The following is a 24,187-nucleotide window of genomic DNA, read 5'->3' on the forward strand; positions in this document are numbered from 1 at the left end:
CATATAATCCCCATATGTGCCTTTTTTACTGCAAGGATAATAAAATTCTTCAAATCAGCCGGCTGATTCTAGCTTCAAACGGATACAATCAATGGCATTTTGTACCGTCACCATTTTTTCCGCCTCTGTATCGTCAATCGTTATCTCGAAACGTTCTTCCAGAGCCATAATCAACTCGACACTATCTAACGAATCGGCACCCAATTCCTCGAATGTCTGTGTGGTAAGAATCTGGGTTTCAGGTATTCCAAGTTGTTCTGCAACAACATTTTTGACATGATTCTCTAAATTTTCCACGCTATTATCTTCCTAATGTACTCATATTCGGGGAAACTTGTCGTTTCCCCCTTTTTTTATTAATTGAGTTGAATATTTACACAACAGTCAGGTGCATGAATGCCCCTGTGAATCTGGCACTTTCAGGGATAAAACATAAAATACGCTGATCTTTTTTCAATTTATCCGACTTCATGAGCTCATCCAGCATGATATAGACAGAAGCCGATCCGGTATTTCCTTTCACAGTTAAGTTAGTAAACCAACGCTCTTGCTCAATACCAAAATTAATGTCTTCAAGACCCTCGGCAAATTTCATGCGGAAATATTCAGATGAATAATGTGGTAAGAACCAATCAATAGAGTCTGGTGATAAGTTACGAGCAGCAACTATTCGTCTCAGTGGTTCGCTAAGTGTAAATTTAACGACCCTCTCATTTAAATATCTGACATCCTGCTTAATACAGAAAACAGAATATGCCAGCCAATCAGCCTGACTCATTTGTGTCCAGCTTTTCAAGCTGCCATCGGCTAACTTCTCTCCACCCGAGTACATGCATGTCTCTTGCTCATTAGCAAAAGAGTAAATATCTATCCAATCAATTCGTAATGAAACACCATCAGGTCGAGGTTTATTTTCAAGTAAAGCAGCGCCAGCACCATCAGAAAGCATCCAACGCAGAAAATCTTTTTCAAAAGCGATTTCAGGACGCCGTTCCAGTTCTGCAACCCGGGCTTCGTTTTCACTCTGGAAGTTGCGGGCATGTAGTACTGTTGAAGGAGTCTCCGAGGTGGTTGAAACAGCATTACTTGTCGTTCCCGAGAGAACAGACAAATAAGCATATTTCATCGCTGTCATACCCGCAGCACAAGCACCCGCAGTTGAGATAACTTCGCAAGGTTTATTTTTGAGTTCACCATGAACCATTACACCATGACCCGGTATAATTTGATCAGGAATACCACTGCTTGCTGCCAAGCTTTGCATATCATCTAAAGAAAAGTGTTCATCAACCAAACCTTTTACTGCTTCAGCCGCCAGTTGAGCACATGAATAAGTTGTCTCTCCTGTTTCCGGATCCAGCGCGTAATGGCGATATTTAATACCATTGTTGCGGAGCACGATATGACGAGATCTTGATGGACGATCACCAACAAAACCAAGAACAGATTCCATTGTTTCATTATCTATGGGGTTTCCCGGCATAAAGGCGGAAACTTTAGTGATATAAACGTTATTACTCATTTACTTATTTATCTCCTTTATCATCATAGCGGGCAGAACCAGATGGTTGTTCATAGTATTTTTGTAACTCATTGAGGCGTTTTTTCAGAAATACGGTCAGCAAACGGCGAATAACCACTGAAATCGGTACGACAACCAGTGCCATTAGTATCAAATAGATCACAAACATGGTTAATAAAGAACGCCTTACCCATTTCCCCCGTTTACCTACACGATAAATAAATCCAGACCACAATCTAAATCCCCGATGTATAGCTCGTTCACCGAAAATAAAAGATTGATCAACAAATACGGCTCCTAACCCTTTCAACATCGGGGAATCAACTTTCTCTTTATCTGCTTTAAGCGCTGTTACTAACGCATCCCCGAAACGTTTAGCTCCCCGTATATCTTCTTCCGATACTCCAGCCGGCGGTAAACTAGCAATTGGCTGTTTTTTTCCTGTCATTAACCACAATGGGGTTGTAAACAATGTGGCAAAAAAGTTTGCTTTATCAATAAAAACTACGTTATCGCGCAGGTGCGCCCCACTTTCATGTAAAAGCTTTTTGACGGTTTCCTGGGCCATCAACCACATATTTCGACAAGCAATAACCGTTACCACGGGTCGACCATTGAGTAATCGTTTTCCTTCTTTACTCTTGAGAAATGCGGTTATTGGAGGAGATGGTGACAAATACCAAACTTGATAGCCTAATATGACCAGGTCAAAAGGTGCTTCATCCTCCAGATGAAAAGGTGCTAATTCAGGTGGATGTAATTGCACCGTTTCCGGAAAAGCGTCAACAAATTTAGAAAATGACCAGGGAAATGGATACTCTGGAATGGGTTTCAGTACCACTTCACGAATGTATATCTCGTCAGACTCATGCAAAGGTGTGATTAAACTTTTTACCACCTCGATCAATTGGCCGCTTTGGGAATACGATATCACCAGAACACGCTTCATATGTTCTAACCTTTATGAATATTTAATACTAAGCCATTAGCAGGCGCCTAAAAGATAATAATTCGAATAACAATTATCTCCTAACTATCCAAATTTTTTTGGCATATGTACATATAATCATTCCTGAAAACTAAAAACATATACAAGAAAATGAGTTAATAGATAACAGGTTAATATTTTCACAAACAATATAAATCAAAATGGTCTCTGTCAACATGATTTTTTTATTTTTATATAATAACAGTATTGTGTCACATTAACGAAAATTAATTTGTCACTGGTAAAAATAGTTGATAAAAAATATATTAACACCGATCTAAAATTAACAAAAACAATTAAAAAACACAAAATAACCATATAAAATCAATCAATTAATGAAACAGCAATGGAGATTTTAATTTAATAAAACATTCATGAAACTATAAATATGCATACTAAAAATATTAATTTAACAACCTGATATGTAAACAAATGATTATTGTCACATGGTAATAATATTACATAGGAAAACAAAGATTAAAGAAAAAAATTTACCTTTTACAATTATTTTCACTAGATTTTTAGGTTGATTGAATAAATTAAAATGAAAATTACTTAATTAGTAATAGCATCACGGTGTTTTATATTCATCATTTATTCCTCTTAGCATAATAAGCAGCATTATAAAAATACCCCATATAAATTTATAAAAATAAATTGTATAACATGCGTCTTAACCATCACTCTAACAGTGCATAAATTTTATAGTTATCTGCATAGAAAACCATTGCATCCAGTCCATACCCTCCGTAGAATCCCCCTCTATTTCTAGGTTTAACCAGTCTGTTTTTCCGTTCTATACAGCTTGGAAGCGACAAAAACCCAATGCCCAATTCATTTTTGTGATCGGGGTAATGAACTGGCTAACAATGCAGTTTGTGTCATATTAGGAACATATCTTTGGAAAAAAAACTCGGCCTTACAGCTCTTACTGCTCTGGTACTCAGTTCTATGGTTGGCGCGGGTGTTTTCAGCTTACCGCAAAATATGGCTGAAATCGCCAGCCCGGCAGCATTGATGATCGGTTGGGGAATAACCAGTGTCGGTATCCTGTTTCTGGCGACCGCCCTGCTATTTCTCTCTCGCCTGCGTCCGGATCTTGATGGAGGCATTTTCACTTATGCCAAAGAAGGCTTTGGTGAACTCATAGGCTTCTGTTCTGCCTGGGGATATTGGTTATGCGCGGTCGTTGCCAATGTTTCTTATCTGGTTATCGTTTTTGCCGCCCTAAGTTTTTTTACTGATAAAGAAGGTATCATCATCTTTGGTGACGGCAATACCTGGCAATCCCTATTGGGAGAATCTATTTTACTCTGGTTAGTACATTGGTTGGTACTCCGTGGCGTTCAAACCGCAGCTGGAATCAACAAACTAGCAACAATGGCAAAATTGCTGCCTTTAGGCGCTTTCATTATTCTTGCCGCAATCGCGTTTAAAATGGAGATCTTTGATCTTGACTTTACAGGTATCGACTTGGGTGTTCCTGTTTGGCAACAAGTGAAAGACACGATGCTAATTACCCTTTGGGTTTTCATTGGTATTGAAGGTGCCGTTGTAGTTTCAGCCAGGGCAAAAAAACGTAAAGACGTTGGTATTGCGACTATGCTGGCTGTCGTCGCCGCATTAGGAATATACATATTAGTTACCCTGCTCTCCCTTGGGTTAGTACCACGGCCTGAATTAGCCGAAATACGCAATCCATCAATGGCAAACCTGATGGTAGGACTTATTGGTTCGGCAGGGGAAATCATTATTGCCACCGGATTAATTATCTCCGTTTGCGGTGCTTATCTAAGCTGGACGATCATGGCGGCGGAAGTTCCATTTATCGCTTCCCAACATGGCTCTTTCCCGAAAATTTTTGGTCTGCAAAACTGCAATAACGCGCCATCATCCTCATTGTGGTTGACTAATGGCGCAGTACAACTTTCCCTCGTTCTGATTTGGTTGAGCGGGAGCAACTACAATTCATTACTGGCAATTGCATCAGAGATGATTTTACTGCCCTACTTCCTTGTTGGCGCATTTCTGTTGAAGGTCGCTTTTGATCGTAGCAACAAGGGATTATTACTGATTGCTATTGGGGCTTGTATTTATGGCCTATGGCTGCTTTATGCATCCGGTTTAATGAATTTGTTATTGTCTGTTGTTCTCTATGCACCGGGTGTTATTGTTTTCCTGTATGCTCGCCGTCAAAATCCACAGAAACACAATCTTTATCTGGCTGAAAAATTAGCTATTGCCGCGTTACTAATAATCACAATCCCTGCAACCTGGCTATTAATCAAGTAATCCCGTCGAATTTAGGCTATTACTACTCTGTAGTAGCCATTCGTGTTTTCATATAGCAATTTGTTTTATTTTTGCACTGTCCTGGCATATTTTTTAGATGTTGTTTTACAAAGTATGTTGTAACTAAATTTGTGTTTGACAAAGCCGGTCATCAGAACCGTCCCTGTCTGGAAAATTCGCGCCGAAACAAGTACAGTTCGAATGCCCAGACAGAGACAAGATTACTCTCTTAGTTATTCAGTTTATCGCCCCAATCCGCAATCGCATCTGCTGTCTCAATAGGTTTCACCGCAGGCAGCGCATGGCTGGCCCCTTTGATCACAGCCACAGTAACGCGGTCACCGAACTCGTCCTTTGCCTCCATCCGCAACGCTTCAGGCCGGAACGGGTCGGACCCTGCTTGCAGATCAAGGATCGGCGCCGTCCCGCCAGCCCACCAATCCTCACGATTAGTCAGCTCACGCGCCGCAGACTGGCTTTTTAAGACATCGGAATGCCAACCCTCAAGCCAAGGCGTCGGATCATTACCTTCCGCGAAGAAGGCAAGCCGAAGCCGCGCCAGTCGCTCCTCGCGGGTAGATTTCGGATCATTAATCACAGTGATTGCATCAGAAAGCTCCGGAGGCCAAGATTTCGCGGCCCCTGCCAGAAGCACTATGCCCCGCGTCATTTCAGGATAATCCGAGGCGATTGTCTTGGCGATCCAGTGACCATAAGCATGACCCACCACGATTGCCTTGCTGCCTTCCGCTGCAATCACCGCCGCAAAATCATCGGCAAAGTCGTGGAAAGTCACGTTCTCCATCGGACCGGTCGACCCCGAGATCCCGCGGGGCTCAGGCAGAGCAACACGATAGCCGCGCATCGCCAGTCGATCCGCGAGCGGTGCGAATTCCGCCGTTCCCCGACCAGTCGAGGCGATCATCACAATCAGCGGCCCCTCTCCTCGCACCGAATATTCGATTGATGCCGCACCATTAGTGACGGTTTTCTGCTCTGCTGCCATGGCCGAAACGGGCTGCGCGAATGCGAGTACGACGGCCAATAAGCCCGATACAAAGACGAACTGTTTCATTTTTTCTCCGTTACTGTGTTGACGAGGTATTCAATATGACCGAAAAAACGATCTTGTGTTGAAAAGAATACGTTCGAGATATATTGCAGTTCAAAGCCCATATCAACAATAAAACAGAAATATAAATATGATGAGTTATAAAGTAACTTGATCTGGATAACTGACTCTATCATGTATATACATTCCCAAAAACAAAAAAATAACAATATGAAATAATAACCTCAAGATAATAAAATAGAAAATAAAGAATAAATTTTTCAGTGCGATATATGAATTGTGATTTATATCACAATTAATTTTATAACTAATTATTAATTAATAAATATTCTTATCCGCTAGCATAATATTTTATTCCATATGATAAATTACAATAAACTTTAAAAAAAATCCTGCCCAGTCATTAATTATAGATAAAAATCTTAAATACAGCATATTACCGAGTCATTCTTTGGATTCTTCCGAATTAATCGCTATTATCACCCACACTTTATCCTAAATAAGAAGCACCAAACAAAACACCGTTTGACCTATGGTTCTAATTATCGGATAAGAGCTTTAGATACTTACATGCTGTATTGACATTTATACAGTCTCGGTTCAATCAATGTTTCTGTTTCCCTGCCGTAATACCCGCCAGGGTTAGGATCTATTTACAATGAACACTAAACTGATTATTTCATCCTTACTTGCATCTTCTGTATTTATCTCTGTAGCAAATGCAGCAGATGGAAAGATCAATTTTACAGGTAATATCATCTCTAATGCGTGTAAAATCGATACCGATTCTGCAAATCAAAACGTGAATATGGGGACAATTAGCTCAAATGCATTTAGTGGTGTAGATAGTACCGCTGCTGCAACACCGTTTAGTATTAAGATGAGTGATTGCCCACCAGAATATACTCATGCACAAGTTAAATTTGATGGGCAGTTAGATAGCAAAAATAACAATCTTCTGGCTTTATCCAATGATAAAGGCCAATCAGTCGCCGATGGTGTTGCTATTGGTATCTATGAAGAAGATAATTCAACACTGATCCCTTTAGCAAAAGCATCCAAACTCCAAACTTTTACTGATCAAAAAACCGCAGAATTGAAGTTTATCGCAAAGTATATTGCTACAGCTCAAACAGTTAGCCCAGGCTCTGGGGATGCAGTCGCTAACTTTACTGTCGTTTATAACTAAGACAACACAAACTTAGAACAAAACGTCCTTCATGTTTTGTTTCTAATAAAGAAATATGGTGCATGGACGCCCATAAATCCAACAGAATAACGTATAAAAATACGATAAAACGAAGAGGTTACCGTGCAGTTCCAACGCCTATTAACTACAATATTTCTATATATTATCAGCATAAATTTTGCTATCGCAGGTGTCGTTATTGGTGGAACCCGCGTTATTTACATGAGCGATAAAAAGGAAGCATCCATTTCTATAAATAACCCGGAAAAAGATGCACCTTATCTGATACAGTCTTGGATCCAAGATGAAAACGATAACATGAAGACCCCTTTTATCGTGACTCCCCCGATATTTAAGCTCACAGCAGGCCAAGAAAATATTCTGCGGATTGTAAAAACAGAGAGTCATCTGCCGGAAGATCGGGAGTCACTTTTTTGGTTGAATGTGAAATCTATTCCTACCTCAGTGAGGTCAGATAAAAATCAATTACAAATTACAGTTAAGTCAAAATTTAAATTGCTTTACCGTCCTGCAAGTTTGGCAGAAAAATCAAGTACCGCATACAAAGAACTCAAATTCAGAACGGAAAATAACTTATTAGTTGCAGAAAATCCTACCCCTTATTTTATCTCATTCTCTCACATTAAAATAGATCAACATGAAATAAAACCTGCGGGAATGATTAAGCCCTTTAGTCAACAGAGCTGGGCTCTGCCGGTAAAGAACATAAAGCAGATAAGTTGGAAAGTTATTAATGATTTTGGTGGCGTAACTGCCGAAGAAAAAACTACTATTTAACAAAATAATCACATTAATTTATTCTATGCTAGAAAGTTAATTATGGAAAAGTACTCACAGCATAAAACTAATAAGAAATCATATGATATTGAACATTCATGGATCTTATTACCGTTATTTATGACAATTGGAGTACTGTTTTACTCTACTAAAGTTTATTCTGAAGATTATTTCAACATTCATGCTTTAGAAATAGGGACTGATTTTGGTTCACCTGAAAATATTGATCTCTCTATCTTCACACAAGATGATCAACTCCCAGGAATCTACTGGGTAGATATTTATCTTAATAAAGATAAAATAGAGACCAGAAATGTAGACTTTATTATGGCAAATAATAAATTGCTTCCTAAACTAACTATTCAGCAATTACAGGATATGGGGGTAAAAATTGATACATTCTCAGAATTAATCAGTTTACCACCAGAAACAGAGCTGTCTGATTTAGGTCAATATATTCCATCAGCAAGTACTGCCTTTAATTTTGGTCAACAAAGGCTGGATATCAGTATTCCACAAGCAGCGTTAAATAATCAAGCAAGAGGTTATGTTTCACCTGAATTATGGCAACAAGGATTAACTTCATTATTGATTAACTATAATTATAGTAGTTCAAACACCTGGCAAGATAATCCGTCTGGTTCTACACAAACCAACTATCTGAATCTTCGAACAGGCGCTAATTGGCAAGCATGGCGTCTGCGCAATTATTCCACCTATACCAGCCGCGATAAGAGTTGGAAAAGTATTAATACCTATTTACAACGGGACATTCACTCACTAAAAGGACAATTAACACTGGGTGACAGCTTTACATCTTCCTATATTTTTGATGGCGTCCAATTTCGTGGCTTACAATTAGCTTCTGACGATAATATGTTACCAGACAGCTTAAAAGGTTTTGCCCCTACTATCCGTGGAATTGCACAAAGTAATGCACAGGTCACAATCAGACAAAGCGGCTATATTATTTATCAAACTTATGTTTCACCGGGTCCATTTGTCATTAATGACCTTTTCCCAACCACAACAAGTGGAAACTTGGAATTGATTATTAAAGAAGCCGATGGTCAAGAACATCGCTCTATCCAATCTTTTTCCACAATACCTATCATGTTACGGGAAGGCGGTATTCAATATTCAATCACTCTGGGCCAATATCAATCATCAAATAATCGTGGGCGAGAACCCAATTTTGCCCAAGGGGCACTGGTCTACGGCCTTTCCAATAATATCACCACCTATGGAGGGGCTATTTTTGCAAAAGAGTATCAATCGGTTGCCCTGGGATCAGGTTATAATTTTGGTATATTAGGTTCTCTCTCTTTTGACGTAACACATGCAAATACCAATTTGCCATCAAATATCAATACCAAAGGGCAATCTTACCGCTTTCAATATGCAAAAGATCTTTCATTAACAGGAACTAATTTTACTCTGGCAGGTTATCGCTATTCGACACGTGGCTTTTATGACTTTAAAGAAGCCAATGATATAGATAATTCCAATAAAAGTAACTGGCATTCTCACACCAATAAAAGAAGCAAATTGCAATTGCATATTAATCAGTCTTTTGGGGATTTTGGTAGTTTATATCTATCCGCTTTTCAGCAAGACTACTGGCAGCAACATGGTTATGAACGGAATATCAACGCAGGCTATAGCATCAATTATAGCAATATTAATTACAGTTTAAATTATACCTATAACCAACTCCCCGATACGAATAAAAATGAACAGCTTTTCTCATTCAGCATACAGATTCCATTAGATCGCTGGCTAAAAAACAGCTGGACCAGTTACAATTTTAATACTAATAAAAACAAGGATATTTCCCACCAAGTGGGTTTAAGTGGTACGGCACTGGAAGATAATAATTTAATTTATAGTTTACAACAGAATTATGCTAATCACGGTACTGGCGCTGGCGGCCATATACACACAGAATATAAAGGATCTTACGGTCAGCTTAGTGCCGGCTATAGCTATGATAATCACTCCCGCCAGCTGAATTATGGCCTTCAAGGAGGAATTGTTGCTCACCCATATGGCATTACTCTTTCACAACATTTAGGAGACACACTGGCATTAATCCGGGCTGATGGCGCTCACGGAATAAAGATCCAGAATAATATAGGTGTTACCACTGACCGGAATGGTTATGCCGTTATTCCTTATGTCAGCAGTTATCGGAAAAACCGAATTGCGCTGGATACACACTCATTAGCCGATAATATCGATATTGACGCGAATGCCCAAACCGTTATTCCCACTCAAGGGGCATTGGTCCTGGCTAATTTCAAAACCCGAATAGGCCACAGGATGCTGATAAATCTTTATTATCAAGAAAATCCTATTCCTTTTGGTGCTATTGTTACGTTAAAAAAACAGCATGAGATTGATGAAGCAAACAGTGCTATGGTCAGTCATGAAGGAAAAGTTTATCTCACTGGTTTACCCAATAGCGGACAGTTACTGGTTAAATGGGGTTATAAGGATATTCAGGAGTGTGTAGCTCATTACACACTACCAGAAAAAAAACCTTTATCTGGCATTTATACCATAGAAGCACACTGCAAATAACGATTTTCAGGAAAATACTATGCTCAGTACTTACAATAGGTTTAAATGTTTATTAGTTGCCGTCATCTTATTTTCTGGTCTGGCAATTATCCCTTATAGTTTTGCCGCTAATTGTCAATTTGATAAAGGATTTAAACCAGAAATCACTAACCTGTCTTTTGGAACCTTATATGTTCCAAGGGATAAGCCTATTGGCACAACCATTTATGAATATCGTGCAGATGAATTAGACAATAAAGGCAATATTTTCTATTGCGATACAATAATAAATACATCATGGGGATATACAGCCTATAAAAATGCAGATTACAACAAAGATGCTATTTACGAATCCGGTGTTCCCGGTGTGGGTATCAGAATAAATACCTGGGGTCCTGGCTATGGTCTGGACTGGTTACCCCGTATGACCAATGATCCTGTTAGTTGTGACCATTCAGGCCATTGGTATTGCGGTAATACATGGGGTTATTTGACTATTCAGTTGATAAAAATAGCACCGACAACAGGTTCCGGTTTTGTCAAAAGTGATCAATTAATTCAAGCACGAGTAAATGATCGCATCGTTCATACCTACCGTTTAGGTAATACCCGGATTATTACCAAAAGCTGTTCACTGAAAGATACCAATATTACTGTTCCTATGGGCGATATCAAAAAAAGCGATTTTTCTGGTGTTAACAGCACTGCGGGAGAAAAAGATTTCGAGGTTATTTTAGATTGTGATGATGATGTGCAGATTCAGTTAATGCTTGATGGAAAGAAAGCAAAAAACAGTTCAAATTATGTTTGGGCACTTGATCAAGATAATAACCGTACAACCGCTTCCGGTGTAGGAATGCAAATTCTTTACAACAATCAACCCGTAATGATCCACTCACAAATAAATATCGGCAACAGCTATTCAGGTGGGAAATATTCTATTCCGCTACGCGCCCGCTATTTCCAGACAAATCGCAATATTACCCCCGGACAGGCCAATGTAACCGCAACAATAACTCTAACTTATCAGTGAAAAATTAATCTTCATTCAGCTATAGAAATTTTATTTCTTAGCTGATTTTAATTATTTTGTTGGCGGATTCACATGATAAGTGCAACATCGTTAATCTGGAAGTAAACACATAATATTTATCATCATCGATATCAACTACTGACGTAATACGTTTACGGGTTAGTTCCATTTCTCCTGTTGAAGCCAGTGGAACAATTAATCTTGTTGATAAATTTTCAACATAATCATGCTGAATAACCAGATAATAAGGCCAAAATTTATTAAATTCGGCCGAAGGATTGCGATAAACGTCAAATTGCGACATTAAATTCTCCCAAAGAATTCATCATCAATAATCATTCCTGCACGTTCCATACACGTATTAATTGCCTGTATATCTTGTGCATCTTCCTTAAATTGCATTATCAAACACCAACTATTATTAATTTATTGATTTCATAAATTAATTTACAAAAAATTTCTTTTTTTACAATATTATGCTTTTAAAAGTATTTATTAAGTTTAAAGTTAAATCCCTCAATATTTACTAATGGAAATAAGTATGATGTGGAAATATTCACAAAGCACTGTCATACGTTTTAGTAAAAAGCCACCGCTAAAAGAGGTGGCCTTGCACTATTAAGAAACAATCTGTTCCATATTTTGCAAAATGCGTTTATCAGAGACCGGATATAACGTACCCAGCTGTTGAGCAAACAAACTGATCCGCAGTTCTTCAATCATCCAACGAATTTCTTGTACCTCAGGTGACTGTTTCTGTTGCTGTGATAATTTCACCAACCATTGCTGCCACTGCTGCTGCACATTCTCAACACGCCCCATTTGCGTCCGATCCCTGTGTGGATCAATCGCCAATTTTTCAAGGCGGCGGTCAATACCGTGCAAATAACGCAAAACATCCGGCAAACGTTTCCAACTATTTGCGGTGACAAATCCTCTGAAAACCAAACCAGAAAGCTGCGCTTTGATATCAGATAACGCCAGAGCCAGCGAAATATCAACTCTACCCTTAAGACGTTTATTAATAGCAAAAACCGTGGTGAGTATCTGTTCTACCTGCCTGGCAATCTCCACAACGGTATCATTCAACTCAGCCCGAACCTTATTCTGTAGTTGAATAAAAGTCTGTTCATTCCAAGCCGGTCCACCATTCGCCGCGATCAATTTATCAACGCCACAAGAGATACAATCGTCAATTAAATCCAATACCTTGCCATAAGGATTAAAATAAAGCCCCAATTTGGATTTGTTCGGCAATTTCTCATGTAAATATTTAATGGGTGAAGGGATATTTAGCAGTAACAGACGACGTGTGCCTTCCCACATGGCAGTCCGCTGTTCCAGTTCAGTTTCAAACAATCTGATACCGATGCTCTCTTTTTCATCCACCAACGCTGGAAATGCTTTAACAGAGTAACCTCCACGTTTTTGCTCATATCGTTCCGGTAATTCACCGAAGCTCCAAATATGCAGCCCACTCTGTTCAATACCGTCATCGGCAACAGCTGAAAGCGTCTCCTGAACTTTCTCTTTCAATCGTACTTTCAGCGCTGCTAAATCTTTGCCTTCAGCGATAGTCCGGTTCTTCTCTCCTGCCACCCGGAATGTCATTTTGAGATGATCGGGCACTTGTTCTAACTGCCAATCATCGCGTGATACTGTCACACCAGTCATACGCCGTAATTCTCTCTCAAAACTATCCAACAAGGTAGATTGGGGTTGAGGTACCCGCTCCATAAATGCCTGAGCATAGTTTGGTGCCGGCACAAAATTACGGCGCACCGGTTTCGGCAATGATTTAATCAGAGCGACAACAAGATCATAGCGAATACCCGGGATCTGCCAATCAAATCCTTCATCTTTGACCTGATTCAGCACCGGCAGTGGAATATGAACCGTCACACCATCGGCTTCTGTGCCTGGCTCAAACTGATAACTAAGCCGTAATTTCAGTGCATCTTGATACCAATAATTAGGGTAATCCAACGCGCTGATTTTATCCGCATCACCTTTAATCAACATATTTTTTTCAAAGTTGAGCAAGTCCGGTTGCGCTCTATTCGTCTTCAACCACCAGCGATCGAAATGCCGCGTAGAAACCACACTCTGAGGTATACGTTGATCATAGAAACTGAACAGGATTTCATCATCCACCAAAATGTCACGACGGCGGGATTTATGTTCCAGCTCCTCAATTTCCTCACGTAATTTTAGATTCGCCCGGAAAAATGCATGCCGGGTTTGCCAGTCGCCTTCCACCAGCGCATGGCGGATAAACAGTTCACGGCAAAGCATTGGATCAATTTTACTGTAATTAATCAAACGACTCGCCACAATTGGCAATCCATATAAAGTGACTTTCTCCTTAGCCATTGTCGCACCCTGCGATTTTTGCCAATGCGGTTCGCTATAATGGTGCTTCACCAGATGTGTGGCTAACGGTTCAATCCATTCAGGTTCTATCCGCGCAGCAATACGCCCCCACAAGCGATTGGTTTCAACCAGTTCCGCAACCATTGCCCATTTAGGTGGCTTTTTGAATAAACCAGAGCCAGGAAAAATAGAAAAACGCGCATTGCGCGCACCGGTATATTCCTGTTTATCTGTATCTTTTTGGCCGATATGCGATAACAGCCCAGAGAGTAACGAAACATGAATACTGCGATAATCTGCATCCTGACTATTTACCGGCAGACCGACTTCTTTTACAACTTGTCGTAGCTGGGTATATATGTCCTGCCATTCTCTGACTCTCAGATAGTTAAGATAATCCTGACGGCAAAGCTTGCGGAATTGCGAAGAAGAAAGTTCTTTTTGCTGTTCTTTCAGAAAATCCCATAATTTCAGGAATGCAATAAAATCAGAATCTTTGTCGGCAAACCGACGATGTTTCTCATCAGAAGCCTGTTGTTTCTCCAGTGGCCTCTCTCTTGGATCCTGAATAGACAGCGCAGAAGTAATTACCATCACTTCACGCACACAACCGTGATGACGGGCTTCCAGTACCATACGCGCCAACCGAGGATCAACCGGAAGTTGAGCAAGTTGCCGCCCTATTAATGTCAGACGGTAATTACCCTTCGCCGTTGCGTTCTGGTCAATCGCCTCAAGCTCTTCCAAAAGCCGGACACCATCCTGAATATTACGTTTATCAGGTGGTTGCACAAATGGAAATGCGCTAATATCCCCAAGACCAATTGATGTCATTTGCAAAATGACCGATGCCAGGTTAGTCCGCAAAATTTCGGGATCAGTAAACTCTGGCCGTGAAAGGAAATCATCTTCCGAATACAGACGAATACAAATCCCGTCAGATACACGTCCGCAGCGTCCTTTCCGCTGATTAGCCGATGCCTGGGATATTGGCTCAATCGGCAATCTCTGGACTTTGGTCCGATAACTGTAACGACTGATACGTGCATATCCGGTATCAATCACATATTTAATTCCCGGTACAGTCAAAGAAGTTTCTGCCACGTTAGTTGCCAGCACAATTCTGCGGCCAGCATGCGACTGGAAAATCCGGTTCTGATCACTGTTAGAAAGACGCGCAAACAGCGGCAATACTTCGGTATGACGCAAATTCAATTTATTCAAAGCATCGGCTGTATCACGAATTTCCCGCTCACCACTCATAAAGACCAGAATATCACCAGGCCCTTCACGGCCCAGTTCATCAACAGCATCAATAATGGCCTCAAGCTGATCCCGCTCTCCATCACTGTCTTCGGCTATTACAGGCCGATAACGCACCTCTACCGGATAAGTTCGGCCTGAAACTTCAATAATAGGTGCATGATGAAAATGACGGGAAAAACGTTCAGGATCGATAGTCGCCGAAGTGATGATCACTTTCAGATCAGGACGTTTTGGCAATAGCTGACGCAAGTAGCCCAGAATAAAATCAATATTCAGGCTACGTTCATGTGCCTCATCAATAATGAGCGTGTCATACTGTTTAAGCAGTCTGTCATTTTGCAGTTCCGCCAGCAAAATACCATCTGTCATCAGCTTAACCAGCGTGTTATCGCTTACATGATCACTGAAACGGACTTTATAGCCTACAGCTGAACCCACTGAGGTTTCCAATTCTTCCGCCAGGCGATTGGCGACTGCGCGAGCAGCCAGCCGACGGGGTTGGGTATGACCAATCAATCCTTTTATTCCCCTGCCTAATTCGAGGCAAATTTTGGGGATCTGCGTTGTTTTACCCGAGCCGGTTTCGCCAGCAATAATCACAACCTGATGATCACGAATAGCGTTGTAGATATCATCTTTCTTCTGGCTGACAGGCAGGTTTTCTGGATATTTGATTGTTGGACAAACGGCCTGACGATTAATGATTTTTTGAATCTCTTTCACCTTATCTTAGTCCTTAGTGACTTATTACTTTGCTGGTTAGCCAGTTTTTGCTGATGACATAGTAGCATATCCTATTTATTGGCAATAATTTCGGCTACTATTCCTGCTGTTATCATCAGCACGGATAAATGTTATTCAATAAATTTGAATTCTGATCTCTAAATATTGATCTATTACCAGAAGATAATAACTCATAGAATAACTGTATCGCGATTAACAAGTGAACGAACAAAAGTTAATTTAAGGAATAAAAATGAGTAAAGTTCTGGTTCTGAAATCCAGCATTATGGCGCAGCATTCACACACTAACCAAATGGCCGATTTCTTTATTGAAAAATGGCAAGCCAACCATGCTGACGATAGCATCACAATACGTGATCTGGCTGCACAACCTATTCCTGTTCTGGATAACGAACTGGTTCATGCATTACGTCCAAAAGATAATGAAATGACAGCCCGTCAGAAAGAGGTATTAGCGTTATCTGATGAACTTATTGCGGAATTGCAGGATCATGACGTCATTGTTATGACTGCACCTATGTACAATTTTCACATTCCAACCCAACTGAAAAACTATTTTGACTTAATAGCTCGTGCCGGCGTCACTTTCCGTTATACCGAGAATGGTCCTGAAGGTCTGATAAAAAGCAAACGCGCAATTATCCTGACTAGCCGTGGGGGAATTCATAAAGATGGGCCCAGTGATCTGTTAGTGCCTTATTTGCGCCTGTTCCTCGGATTCATTGGTCTTACTGATGTAGAATTTGTGTTTGTTGAAGGTGTAGGATTAAGCTCTGATGCCGCAAATCAAGCGCAACAAACTGCCCGTGAAGTTCTGGAAAAAATGATTGCCTGATATTTACACTCTATTCATACATTACCTATATATTATATTGCTACATTTTGCGCACCTCCCGGTGCGCTTTTGTTTCTTCAACCATAATGAATATTTTTAACACTTTGATTATCAAATCATTGCCTCTCCTTATTAAACCTTAGATCGGTTACTTCTATTGTTATTCCATAATTTAGCAGATACACCTTAAACTAAGACATTGATTATTAAGGTAATTTTACCGAATATATAGGGAAGCAACAAGCAATACCCTTATAGCGTTATTTAATTTATTGGTTTATTTAAACCTTTACGTCAGCAATAATTTAAGCCCTAAACAATTTATTAGCTACTTAAATTATGACGGAGATAATTCCATGAAATTAGTCGTTTACAGTACCAAACAGTATGACCATAAACATCTGGAGCTGGTTAATCAAAAGCTTGGGTTTAATTATGATTTTGAGTTTTTCGATTTTCCTCTTAGCTCAAAAACCGCCAAAAATGCCATCGGTGCAAATGCTGTTTGTATCTTCGTTAACGATAATGCTGATCGTGAAGTACTTGAAGAATTGGCTGAAATGAATATAAAAATCCTCGCACTACGTTGTGCAGGTTTTAATAATGTCGATTTGGACGCCGCTAAAAAATTGGGCATTCAGGTTGTACGGGTTCCAGCTTACTCTCCAGAAGCTGTTGCTGAACATACTATTGGGTTAATCCTGTGCTTAAACCGCCGTATTCACCGGGCTTATCAACGCACCCGTGACGCCAATTTCTCTCTTGATGGCTTAATTGGTTTCAATATGCACAACCGTACAGCGGGAATTATTGGAACAGGTAAGATTGGTATTGCAACACTACGTATTCTTAAAGGGTTTGGCATGCGCCTGTTAGCCTGTGATCCATACCCTAATCAAGCTGTTTTGGATCTCGGGGCTGAATATGTCGATCTGGATACACTGTATGCGCAATCTGATGTGATATCCCTTCATTGCCCGCTGACATCAGAAAACTATCATCTGCTGAATGAACTTGCTTTCAGCAAAATGAAAAACGGCGTCATGATCGTCAATACCAGCCGTGGTGCTCTGATTGATTCCGCAGCCGCTATTAACGCATTAAAACAGCAAAAAATTGGCGCTCTAGGTATGGACGTTTATGAAAATGAACGCGACCTCTTCTTTGAAGACAAATCTAATGACGTGATTCAGGATGATATTTTTCGTCGCTTATCTTCATGTCATAACGTGCTGTTTACCGGTCATCAGGCATTTCTGACAGAAGAAGCCTTGACCAGTATCAGTGAAACTACGCTGAGAAATATCCAGCAATTAATCAACGGGAAAAATTGCCCGAATATTGTTAATCAGCACCCTTAAAATAATATATTAGGAGATAAATATGAAAAAAATACTACCTTTGGCAACTGCGACTTTATTGTTAGCCACATTCCAAGCATCAGCGGTAGAAAACGTGTCGATCAATGATTTACAACATCACAAATTTGTTCTGGTGAGTGTTAATGGCGAAAGTGCGAAAAATCAAGATGGTCGCGTACCATCCATTGAGTTCGGTGAAAAAATGCACATCTCTGGTTCCATGTGTAATCTCTTTATGGGTCAAGGCAAACTGAAAAATGGCGTACTGACCGTAAAAAACCTGGCCAGCACTCAAATGCTTTGCGCTGATGATAAGTTGAACAAATGGGATTATCTGATTGGTAAAGTATTAGCCGATGGCGTCAAAGTCACGCTAAAAGATCAAAAACTGGTCCTGTCCAACCATAGCAATAAACTGGTTTATAAACTGAAAGATTATGTTCAGTAATCAGAAAGTTAGTTAGTTTCAGGTGCCGGAAAGCGCTTTCCGGTACCTCCAGATATAAATATCTCAACAATAAACCTACGGTTGGATTAACCTGGAGAGCATAAAAAACCGTGGGGCACTCTATTAAATCGGCGATCAATGAAGTTATCGCTAAATTGGACAGAGGCAGTTGCTGCATTAGTGCCCCACAGATTTTTATGCTTTCGTCCTAGATGCTGTCGTCATGAGATATTTCGTGTAATAATGCCCCATCATTCTATCATAAGAGTCGATTAACCATGAGTACACCTGCACACCGCCGCCACGATATTTCAGATCGCGCTTGGTGCCTGCTTGAACCTCATTTGCCAGGACGTAAAGGCGCTTGGGGGCGTGTAGCTGAAGATAATCGGCGTTTTATCAATGGGGTGTTTTGGGTTTTACGGACAGGGGTGCCTTGGCGAGACCTACACACTGATTATGGTGACTGGAAAAATACCCACCGCCGTTTTTGCCGCTGGAGAGATAAAGGTATATGGGAAAAACTGCTCGAGCAATTGGTTAATGATCCCGATTTCGAGTGGTTAATGATTGATGCCAGCTATATTAAGGTTCATCCCGATGCGGCAGGCGCTAAAGGAGGTAATCAAGATATGGGGCTCACAAAAGGGGGCTCAATACCAAGATACATTTGGCCGTGGATGCGCATGGTATGCCAGTCAGAATTGTTATTACAAGTGGTACCACAGCGGATTGTTCACAAGCTGAGACTTTAATTGAAGGACTCGACGCAGAACATCTCTTGGCAGATAGGGGCTATGATAGCAACGCAATAGTAGAAAAAGCGGAACAACAAGGTCTTCAAGTCCAGATCCCCAGCCGGAAAAATCGGAAAGTCGCCAGAGAATATGATTGTGAACTCTACCGGCTCCGCCATTTGGTTGAAAATGCGTTCCTTCATCTTAAACGCTGCCGTGGTATAGCTACTCGCTATGCAAAAAATAGCGCGTCTTTTCTTGCTGCCGTGCAAATCCGTTGCCTTGTTCTTTGGCTAAATATTTCATGACGACGATATCTAGTACTTTTCTTTTTCTATTCTTTTGCCTATAATGGTTATTCGAGCCATTTTAGACGAAAGGTGATTTTATGGAAGTTATTCCCGCACAACTCGCTAAGAACCAGTTTGGTGATCTGCTTATGAAAGTTCAGCGTGAACCCGTGGTGATTAGTAAGCATGGTAAGCGTGTGGCCGTGGTTATCTCTTCTGAAGAGTATGATCAGTTTTCACAGCTTAAGTTACAGAGTTTAAAAGCCATTTTGGCTGAATCTATTGCACAGGCTGATCGTGGCGAATTGTATAGTATTGATGATGTGTTTGCACCGCTGACGATTGACGAACTTGAGGGTAAGGCTTAGGAATGAGCGTTCAGTTTACCAAGAAGGCCAGAGAGCATATTCGTGCAATAAAACGTTATTCTGTACGCCGATGGGGGGTTAGTGTCGCGGAAGCTTACGTCAATTCGTTGCGTGTGACTATAACTGACATTCTTGATCGTCAGCCATCTCCCGGTCTGGATCGTAGTGAGGACCTTTATTCTGGTGTGCGGAGCTTTCCTGTTGAGAGCCATATTATCTACTATCGAGACGTACCATCTGGTATAGAGGTGTTGGCAGTATTACACCAGACACAAGATCCACATAATCACCTGTAATAATGGCATTTATGGCAAAAATTGAATATGAAAATTCGCGTGGCCTAATTCTGGAACTGCGTGGCAATGAATCATTTAATGATATTCAGGAAACATTGCTAACCCACTGTGACGAAATGATGGGTGCGAATTCTCCTGATATTATTGTAGAGTACCCTGTTTATCTTAAAGAAGCGTATGAATCGTATTTCGACGGTAAAGGCGTAAGATTTACTCACATTGGTTACGTGAAGCTTGTTTATGATAAAGAGGAAGCAATTTATATAGTCCAGCATTTCACACTAGACCGTAAGGAACTACACTTAGATACAGTTAATGACTTTCAAAAATGGATGTCTGAAAAAGCAGTAAATGCCTGGAAAGTTAGTTAGTAAGTGTACAGCACCAACCATATGTGACCTGCCAACCGTTGACCAACACTCGGCAATGTTAGTAATGCCTCCATCAACTGTGAGAACAATTGCGAACTTCCGCTGTTCGCTCAAAGCCGACTGTCAGATTTGATTGTGCGCTGCCAGAGAAAACTGTCAGGTCAAGTTTGAGCTAATAGGAAAGCATAAAAATCTGTGGGGCACTAATGCAGCAACTGCCTCTGTCCAATTTAGCGATAACTTCATTGATCGCCGATTTAATAGAGTACCCCACGGTTTTTTATGCTCTCCAACCTCGCCATCTGAACTGTTCTACAGCGGTATGTCATCAATTTAACCAAAAAAGCCGCAATTAAGCGGCGTGTGTGGAAAAGCTCATAAGAAGTTAGAATTGTTCTCTATTAATTCACTATTTATTAGGAAGCTTAATCTTGGAAATAATGGCTAACCTATCCATATAATATTCTGCATCGCCCCACAACCAACTCTGCTCTTTACCAACATCATCCTCAGTTAAGATACTTCTCAGTTCACAAGTCATAACATCATAACCGTAAACATAAAGTCCAAACTGTAATGCTTCATACATTCGAGCTTGCCAAAAAGAGATATCGTCTATTATTTGATTGACGTTTGAGGCAGCAACATCATGCGTTCTAATCAGATAGTGGAAAAAGATTTTAGCTGCCAAATCACTTAACGCCGCTTTATGTTTTGGTTTCTTTGTTCTCCACACAAGCGTCTGCGACGCAGGACGGCAGTTAAGCACTAAATCATGCATCACAATAACTTTGTTGTAATAAACAACTTCCTTAGCGTCGTCACTGAGTAACGCCAATTCAAAATGGGGCTCATCTATATCCAAATCTAACCGGCTATCAACTCTGACCAATCGGTAGCCTGGTGGAAGAATGAGTTCATCCACGTCATTCACAATATCAGTACCAGAGGAATCAAAAACATCATGCAGGATACGATTGAGCTCCGGTTCATTCAAGTGGCTGAAATCATTGGTAATTTTTTCTATGTTTTCCGAATGTCTTGGCATATTTTATGCCTCCTCTAATAAACCACAGGTTTAATTACCTTTAGGTAATAGTATAGATGCAATTATATACAATCAACCTTTAGTTCATTTTTAGTGGCGACATGTACTGGATAACTTAGTTTTAGGGCCAAATCCCATTTTGGGTAAGACATTCCCCACAATCTAAGCGTAATAGAAAAATAATTTATTGAGTTACAGTCAGTTAAATCATTATTCAGGCTTATTAATAATATGGTCTTCCCATTCCACAACATCAATTTCCTGTACAGCGATATGCCTGACAGAGATCCTTTCGCTATGCATTGCTGATTTAGACCCTCTAATCAATGGATGCCAGGGTAACAATGTCTTCCCCTCTGCAAGCAAACGATATGCACAAGTCATTGGCAACCATTCAAATGTTGGCAAATTGTAGCGGGTCAGTTTGATACAGTCCGGCTCATATCTGAAACGGTCTTCGTAATTTTTGCATTGACAGGTTTTTATATTGAGTTGATTACAGGCAACGTTAGTAAAATAAATTTCATCGGTATCATCATCCATTAATTTATGCAGACAGCATTGTCCACAGCCATCACATAATGACTCCCATTCTTTGTCCGTCATCTGATCCAGGGTTTTTACCTGCCAGAAAGGTTGAGACATAACTTCTGCTATTCCTTATATTCAAATCACCCTGGTAGTGAGTACATTATCATTCAAAGTAATCTTTAATACATCACCGGATTCCAGTGCTCCGACGCCTTCCGGTGTCCCGGTAAGAATCACATCTCCTGGCCGCAAAGTGAAAAAGTGAGACATATGACTGATCAGAGGAATGATGGGTGTCAACATGTCATTGGTATTACCGTTCTGCCGTAATTCATCATTGACGGTCAATGAGAGCCGAGCATTTTGTGGATCGCCAAAACTGCTCATCCGAATGAACCCGGATATCGGACAAGAACCATCAAACGCCTTACTTTTTTCCCACGGCTGACCTGCTTTCTTGAATTTGGACTGCAAATCACGCAAGGTAAGATCCAATGCGACAGCAAAACCGGCGATCGCGATACCAACACGCTCTTGATTTGCTTGTTTCAGCTGTGTACCAATCAATACAGCCAGTTCAACTTCATGATGAACAACACCAAAATCTTTTGGAATTGCAATCGGTTGATGTATATCACACAGTGCAGTTTCCGGTTTAATAAAAACGAGCGGCTCTTCCGCTGGCTGAAAACCCATTTCTTTAACATGGTTAGCGTAATTACTGCCAACGCAAACAACTTTATTAACTGGAAGATCCAGTAATGCGCCCTGCCAGTCTCTGTGCTGATACATACTCATTCCTCACTCTGGTTTATCAGGCATACCCCTGATTATAGCATTTATGCACCATCCTATCAGCCATAACTCAACATAAATGGGAAAAAACACCCCACTCGTTAATATTGCAGTGGTTAATAAAACTGCAATAACGGTTAATTTCACTCACCAAATCTTCGAATTTTTCTTATTTTTTCATCTGTTCCAGATGTGCATTCATTAAATTTTCGGCCGGGGGTGGGATTTGCAGGTAAAAACCCTGTTCAATTAACGATATTTTTACTTTTTCTATATCAGCACCCGCCAGTTTCTTTCTGTCTGCCAGGGAGATCATCATTGCGTATTGAGGCTGACCAAAACTTCTTAGTAACTCTTCAGGAACACGAGAAAAATTATCTCTTTTTTCAACATAAAGATATGTTTGCTCCCGTTTCGGGCTTCTGTAGATCACACAAATCATTATAATAAACTCTTTTAAATTAAGACCACGACTTGCTTGAATAATTTAGTAATTATAACATGCTTATTGTATTTCGAAATATCGTATCCCAGATGTTGTTCTGGGGGATCTCAAATTTGCTGAATCTGAGTCAGGATAGATGTCACAGTCGCCAATTGAGCTAAAAGGCAGTAATTTTACGCTTTCAGTTGTTCATTTACACAATGACCAACCGGAAATTATTCTACAGGCCCTACAGGAAAAAGTGGAACAAGCACCGGATTTCCTGAAAAATGCGCCTGTTGTCATTAATATCTCCGCTCTGCCGGCAGGTGCTGATCTGAAAGCGCTGCATCACGCTATTGATTCAGCGGGATTCCGGGTTGTCGGAATTAGCGGTTGCCGTGATGAGCAGCAACGCAGGGCGGTAATAAAAGCCGGCTTACCATTGCTGAATGAAGGCAAAAAACAAAAAGCTTCGGCACAGGAAAATAAACCAACAGAACCTATTGTAAAAAAAACCCGCATAATTAATTTACCTGTTCGTTCAGGGCAAAGAATTTATGCGCAAGGCAGTGATCTTATTGTCACCAGTAATGTCAGTGCCGGTGCCGAATTGATTGCAGACGGCAATATTCATATCTATGGCATGATGCGTGGCCGGGCATTAGCTGGCGCATCTGGTGATCAGGAATGTTTGGTTTTTTGCACCCATTTAAACGCTGAACTCATCTCTATAGCCGGGCAATATTGGCTCGGCGATAAAATCCCGACTGAATTAGCAGGAAAAGCCGCAAAACTTAGCCTGGTAAATAATGAATTAACTATTGAACCTTTAATCTAGCCC

Annotated in this window: 21 protein-coding genes and 2 pseudogenes; 13 read left to right on the top strand and 10 right to left on the bottom strand. The window is 40.5% G+C overall.

Annotation, left to right across the window (positions count from 1 at the left end):
- Positions 1 to 54 precede the first annotated feature (54 nt).
- From stlE to stlC, 3 genes and pseudogenes are all read right to left on the bottom strand, one after another.
- Positions 55 to 297, bottom strand: a complete 243-nt coding sequence (stlE, locus tag ACGF7G_RS02330) for a stilbene biosynthesis acyl carrier protein StlE (protein ID WP_036847409.1) — start codon at positions 295 to 297, stop codon at positions 55 to 57.
- A gap of 76 nt (positions 298 to 373) precedes the next feature.
- Positions 374 to 1,522, bottom strand: a complete 1,149-nt coding sequence (gene stlD, locus ACGF7G_RS02335) for a beta-ketosynthase StlD (RefSeq protein ID WP_387463288.1) — start codon at positions 1,520 to 1,522, stop codon at positions 374 to 376.
- Positions 1,523 to 2,471, bottom strand: a pseudogene (gene stlC, locus ACGF7G_RS02340) (stilbene biosynthesis aromatase StlC). It abuts the gene before it with no gap.
- Positions 2,472 to 3,410: 939 nt separating this feature from the next.
- Here stlC and ACGF7G_RS02345 point away from each other — a divergent pair.
- On the top strand, positions 3,411 to 4,802 hold the full coding sequence (locus ACGF7G_RS02345) for an amino acid permease (protein ID WP_387463289.1): 1,392 nt from the start codon (positions 3,411 to 3,413) through the stop codon (positions 4,800 to 4,802).
- Between the two features lie 229 nt (positions 4,803 to 5,031).
- Here the strand turns inward: ACGF7G_RS02345 and ACGF7G_RS02350 are convergent, their stop codons facing one another.
- Complete coding sequence (locus ACGF7G_RS02350; RefSeq protein WP_387463290.1) at positions 5,032 to 5,877, bottom strand: alpha/beta fold hydrolase; 846 nt, start codon at positions 5,875 to 5,877, stop codon at positions 5,032 to 5,034.
- A 655-nt stretch (positions 5,878 to 6,532) separates the two neighbouring features.
- Between ACGF7G_RS02350 and ACGF7G_RS02355 the strand changes: the two genes are divergently transcribed.
- From ACGF7G_RS02355 to ACGF7G_RS02370, 4 genes are all read left to right on the top strand, one after another.
- Positions 6,533 to 7,063 (top strand): fimbrial protein, encoded by a 531-nt coding sequence (locus ACGF7G_RS02355; RefSeq protein ID WP_133813111.1) that lies wholly within the window; start codon positions 6,533 to 6,535, stop codon positions 7,061 to 7,063.
- A gap of 123 nt (positions 7,064 to 7,186) precedes the next feature.
- The gene (locus ACGF7G_RS02360) at positions 7,187 to 7,861 is read left to right on the top strand and encodes a molecular chaperone (protein WP_387463291.1); all 675 of its coding nucleotides are present in this window, start codon (positions 7,187 to 7,189) and stop codon (positions 7,859 to 7,861) included.
- 42 nt (positions 7,862 to 7,903) lie between these two features.
- Entirely contained in the window at positions 7,904 to 10,444 is a 2,541-nt protein-coding gene (locus tag ACGF7G_RS02365) for a fimbria/pilus outer membrane usher protein (RefSeq protein ID WP_387463292.1), read from the top strand.
- A 19-nt stretch (positions 10,445 to 10,463) separates the two neighbouring features.
- Positions 10,464 to 11,456: a fimbrial protein gene (locus ACGF7G_RS02370; RefSeq protein ID WP_387463294.1), complete on the top strand. Its 993-nt coding sequence runs from the start codon at positions 10,464 to 10,466 to the stop codon at positions 11,454 to 11,456.
- Between the two features lie 37 nt (positions 11,457 to 11,493).
- Here ACGF7G_RS02370 and ACGF7G_RS02375 read toward each other — a convergent pair whose 3' ends face one another.
- Together ACGF7G_RS02375 and hrpA are read right to left on the bottom strand one after the other, a co-directional pair.
- Entirely contained in the window at positions 11,494 to 11,760 is a 267-nt protein-coding gene (locus ACGF7G_RS02375) for a CcdB family protein (protein ID WP_387463296.1), read from the bottom strand.
- A gap of 314 nt (positions 11,761 to 12,074) precedes the next feature.
- Positions 12,075 to 15,806: pseudogene (gene hrpA / locus ACGF7G_RS02380) on the bottom strand (ATP-dependent RNA helicase HrpA); the annotation flags it as partial.
- A 265-nt stretch (positions 15,807 to 16,071) separates the two neighbouring features.
- Here hrpA and ACGF7G_RS02385 point away from each other — a divergent pair.
- From ACGF7G_RS02385 to ACGF7G_RS02415, 7 genes are all read left to right on the top strand, one after another.
- Positions 16,072 to 16,674, top strand: a complete 603-nt coding sequence (locus tag ACGF7G_RS02385; RefSeq protein WP_387463297.1) for an FMN-dependent NADH-azoreductase — start codon at positions 16,072 to 16,074, stop codon at positions 16,672 to 16,674.
- A 356-nt stretch (positions 16,675 to 17,030) separates the two neighbouring features.
- The gene (locus ACGF7G_RS02390; RefSeq protein WP_387463299.1) at positions 17,031 to 18,035 is read left to right on the top strand and encodes a 2-hydroxyacid dehydrogenase; all 1,005 of its coding nucleotides are present in this window, start codon (positions 17,031 to 17,033) and stop codon (positions 18,033 to 18,035) included.
- 22 nt (positions 18,036 to 18,057) lie between these two features.
- A complete protein-coding gene (hslJ, locus tag ACGF7G_RS02395) occupies positions 18,058 to 18,483 on the top strand; it encodes a heat shock protein HslJ (protein ID WP_387463301.1) in 426 nt (141 codons plus the stop codon).
- A gap of 278 nt (positions 18,484 to 18,761) precedes the next feature.
- A protein-coding gene (locus tag ACGF7G_RS02400; RefSeq protein ID WP_387463302.1) for an IS5 family transposase occupies positions 18,762 to 19,528 on the top strand; the annotation gives its coding sequence in 2 pieces (ribosomal slippage) (positions 18,762 to 19,137 and positions 19,137 to 19,528; 768 coding nt in all).
- A gap of 80 nt (positions 19,529 to 19,608) precedes the next feature.
- Positions 19,609 to 19,878, top strand: coding sequence for a type II toxin-antitoxin system Phd/YefM family antitoxin (locus ACGF7G_RS02405; protein ID WP_133813122.1), 270 nt, complete (start codon positions 19,609 to 19,611; stop codon positions 19,876 to 19,878).
- 2 nt (positions 19,879 to 19,880) lie between these two features.
- Positions 19,881 to 20,174, top strand: coding sequence for a type II toxin-antitoxin system RelE/ParE family toxin (locus ACGF7G_RS02410; RefSeq protein ID WP_133813121.1), 294 nt, complete (start codon positions 19,881 to 19,883; stop codon positions 20,172 to 20,174).
- 11 nt (positions 20,175 to 20,185) lie between these two features.
- Positions 20,186 to 20,545, top strand: a complete 360-nt coding sequence (locus ACGF7G_RS02415; RefSeq protein ID WP_387463304.1) for a hypothetical protein — start codon at positions 20,186 to 20,188, stop codon at positions 20,543 to 20,545.
- 409 nt (positions 20,546 to 20,954) lie between these two features.
- On the opposite strand, the gene ACGF7G_RS02420 is transcribed toward ACGF7G_RS02415, so the two are convergent.
- The 4 genes from ACGF7G_RS02420 to ACGF7G_RS02435 form a co-directional block, all read right to left on the bottom strand.
- Positions 20,955 to 21,593, bottom strand: coding sequence for a hypothetical protein (locus tag ACGF7G_RS02420; protein WP_387463305.1), 639 nt, complete (start codon positions 21,591 to 21,593; stop codon positions 20,955 to 20,957).
- Between the two features lie 210 nt (positions 21,594 to 21,803).
- Entirely contained in the window at positions 21,804 to 22,238 is a 435-nt protein-coding gene (locus tag ACGF7G_RS02425) for a YcgN family cysteine cluster protein (RefSeq protein WP_387463307.1), read from the bottom strand.
- Positions 22,239 to 22,259: 21 nt separating this feature from the next.
- A complete protein-coding gene (locus ACGF7G_RS02430) occupies positions 22,260 to 22,916 on the bottom strand; it encodes a fumarylacetoacetate hydrolase family protein (RefSeq protein ID WP_387463308.1) in 657 nt (218 codons plus the stop codon).
- 172 nt (positions 22,917 to 23,088) lie between these two features.
- Positions 23,089 to 23,361: a YcgL domain-containing protein gene (locus ACGF7G_RS02435; protein ID WP_021325808.1), complete on the bottom strand. Its 273-nt coding sequence runs from the start codon at positions 23,359 to 23,361 to the stop codon at positions 23,089 to 23,091.
- Positions 23,362 to 23,500: 139 nt separating this feature from the next.
- Between ACGF7G_RS02435 and minC the strand changes: the two genes are divergently transcribed.
- Entirely contained in the window at positions 23,501 to 24,184 is a 684-nt protein-coding gene (gene minC / locus ACGF7G_RS02440) for a septum site-determining protein MinC (RefSeq protein ID WP_387463309.1), read from the top strand.
- Positions 24,185 to 24,187 lie beyond the last annotated feature (3 nt).

Origin of the sequence: Photorhabdus sp. RM323S (assembly GCF_042879375.1) — a bacterium.
GTDB lineage: Bacteria > Pseudomonadota > Gammaproteobacteria > Enterobacterales > Enterobacteriaceae > Photorhabdus > Photorhabdus tasmaniensis.

Bases quoted from the DNA above. Each gene is read 5' to 3' on its own strand.
- ACGF7G_RS02425 (WP_387463307.1), bottom strand. From the start codon at position 22,238: ATGTCTCAACCTTTCTGGCAGGTAAAAACCCTGGATCAGATGACGGAC.
- ACGF7G_RS02375 (WP_387463296.1), bottom strand. From the start codon at position 11,760: ATGTCGCAATTTGACGTTTATCGCAATCCTTCGGCCGAATTTAATAAA.
- minC (WP_387463309.1), top strand. From the start codon at position 23,501: ATGTCACAGTCGCCAATTGAGCTAAAAGGCAGTAATTTTACGCTTTCA.
- ACGF7G_RS02405 (WP_133813122.1), top strand. From the start codon at position 19,609: ATGGAAGTTATTCCCGCACAACTCGCTAAGAACCAGTTTGGTGATCTG.
- ACGF7G_RS02420 (WP_387463305.1), bottom strand. From the start codon at position 21,593: ATGCCAAGACATTCGGAAAACATAGAAAAAATTACCAATGATTTCAGC.
- ACGF7G_RS02350 (WP_387463290.1), bottom strand. From the start codon at position 5,877: ATGAAACAGTTCGTCTTTGTATCGGGCTTATTGGCCGTCGTACTCGCA.
- ACGF7G_RS02415 (WP_387463304.1), top strand. From the start codon at position 20,186: ATGGCAAAAATTGAATATGAAAATTCGCGTGGCCTAATTCTGGAACTG.
- ACGF7G_RS02365 (WP_387463292.1), top strand. From the start codon at position 7,904: ATGGAAAAGTACTCACAGCATAAAACTAATAAGAAATCATATGATATT.
- ACGF7G_RS02385 (WP_387463297.1), top strand. From the start codon at position 16,072: ATGAGTAAAGTTCTGGTTCTGAAATCCAGCATTATGGCGCAGCATTCA.
- ACGF7G_RS02430 (WP_387463308.1), bottom strand. From the start codon at position 22,916: ATGTATCAGCACAGAGACTGGCAGGGCGCATTACTGGATCTTCCAGTT.
- ACGF7G_RS02390 (WP_387463299.1), top strand. From the start codon at position 17,031: ATGAAATTAGTCGTTTACAGTACCAAACAGTATGACCATAAACATCTG.
- stlD (WP_387463288.1), bottom strand. From the start codon at position 1,522: ATGAGTAATAACGTTTATATCACTAAAGTTTCCGCCTTTATGCCGGGA.
- ACGF7G_RS02355 (WP_133813111.1), top strand. From the start codon at position 6,533: ATGAACACTAAACTGATTATTTCATCCTTACTTGCATCTTCTGTATTT.
- hslJ (WP_387463301.1), top strand. From the start codon at position 18,058: ATGAAAAAAATACTACCTTTGGCAACTGCGACTTTATTGTTAGCCACA.
- ACGF7G_RS02370 (WP_387463294.1), top strand. From the start codon at position 10,464: ATGCTCAGTACTTACAATAGGTTTAAATGTTTATTAGTTGCCGTCATC.
- ACGF7G_RS02435 (WP_021325808.1), bottom strand. From the start codon at position 23,361: ATGATTTGTGTGATCTACAGAAGCCCGAAACGGGAGCAAACATATCTT.
- ACGF7G_RS02410 (WP_133813121.1), top strand. From the start codon at position 19,881: ATGAGCGTTCAGTTTACCAAGAAGGCCAGAGAGCATATTCGTGCAATA.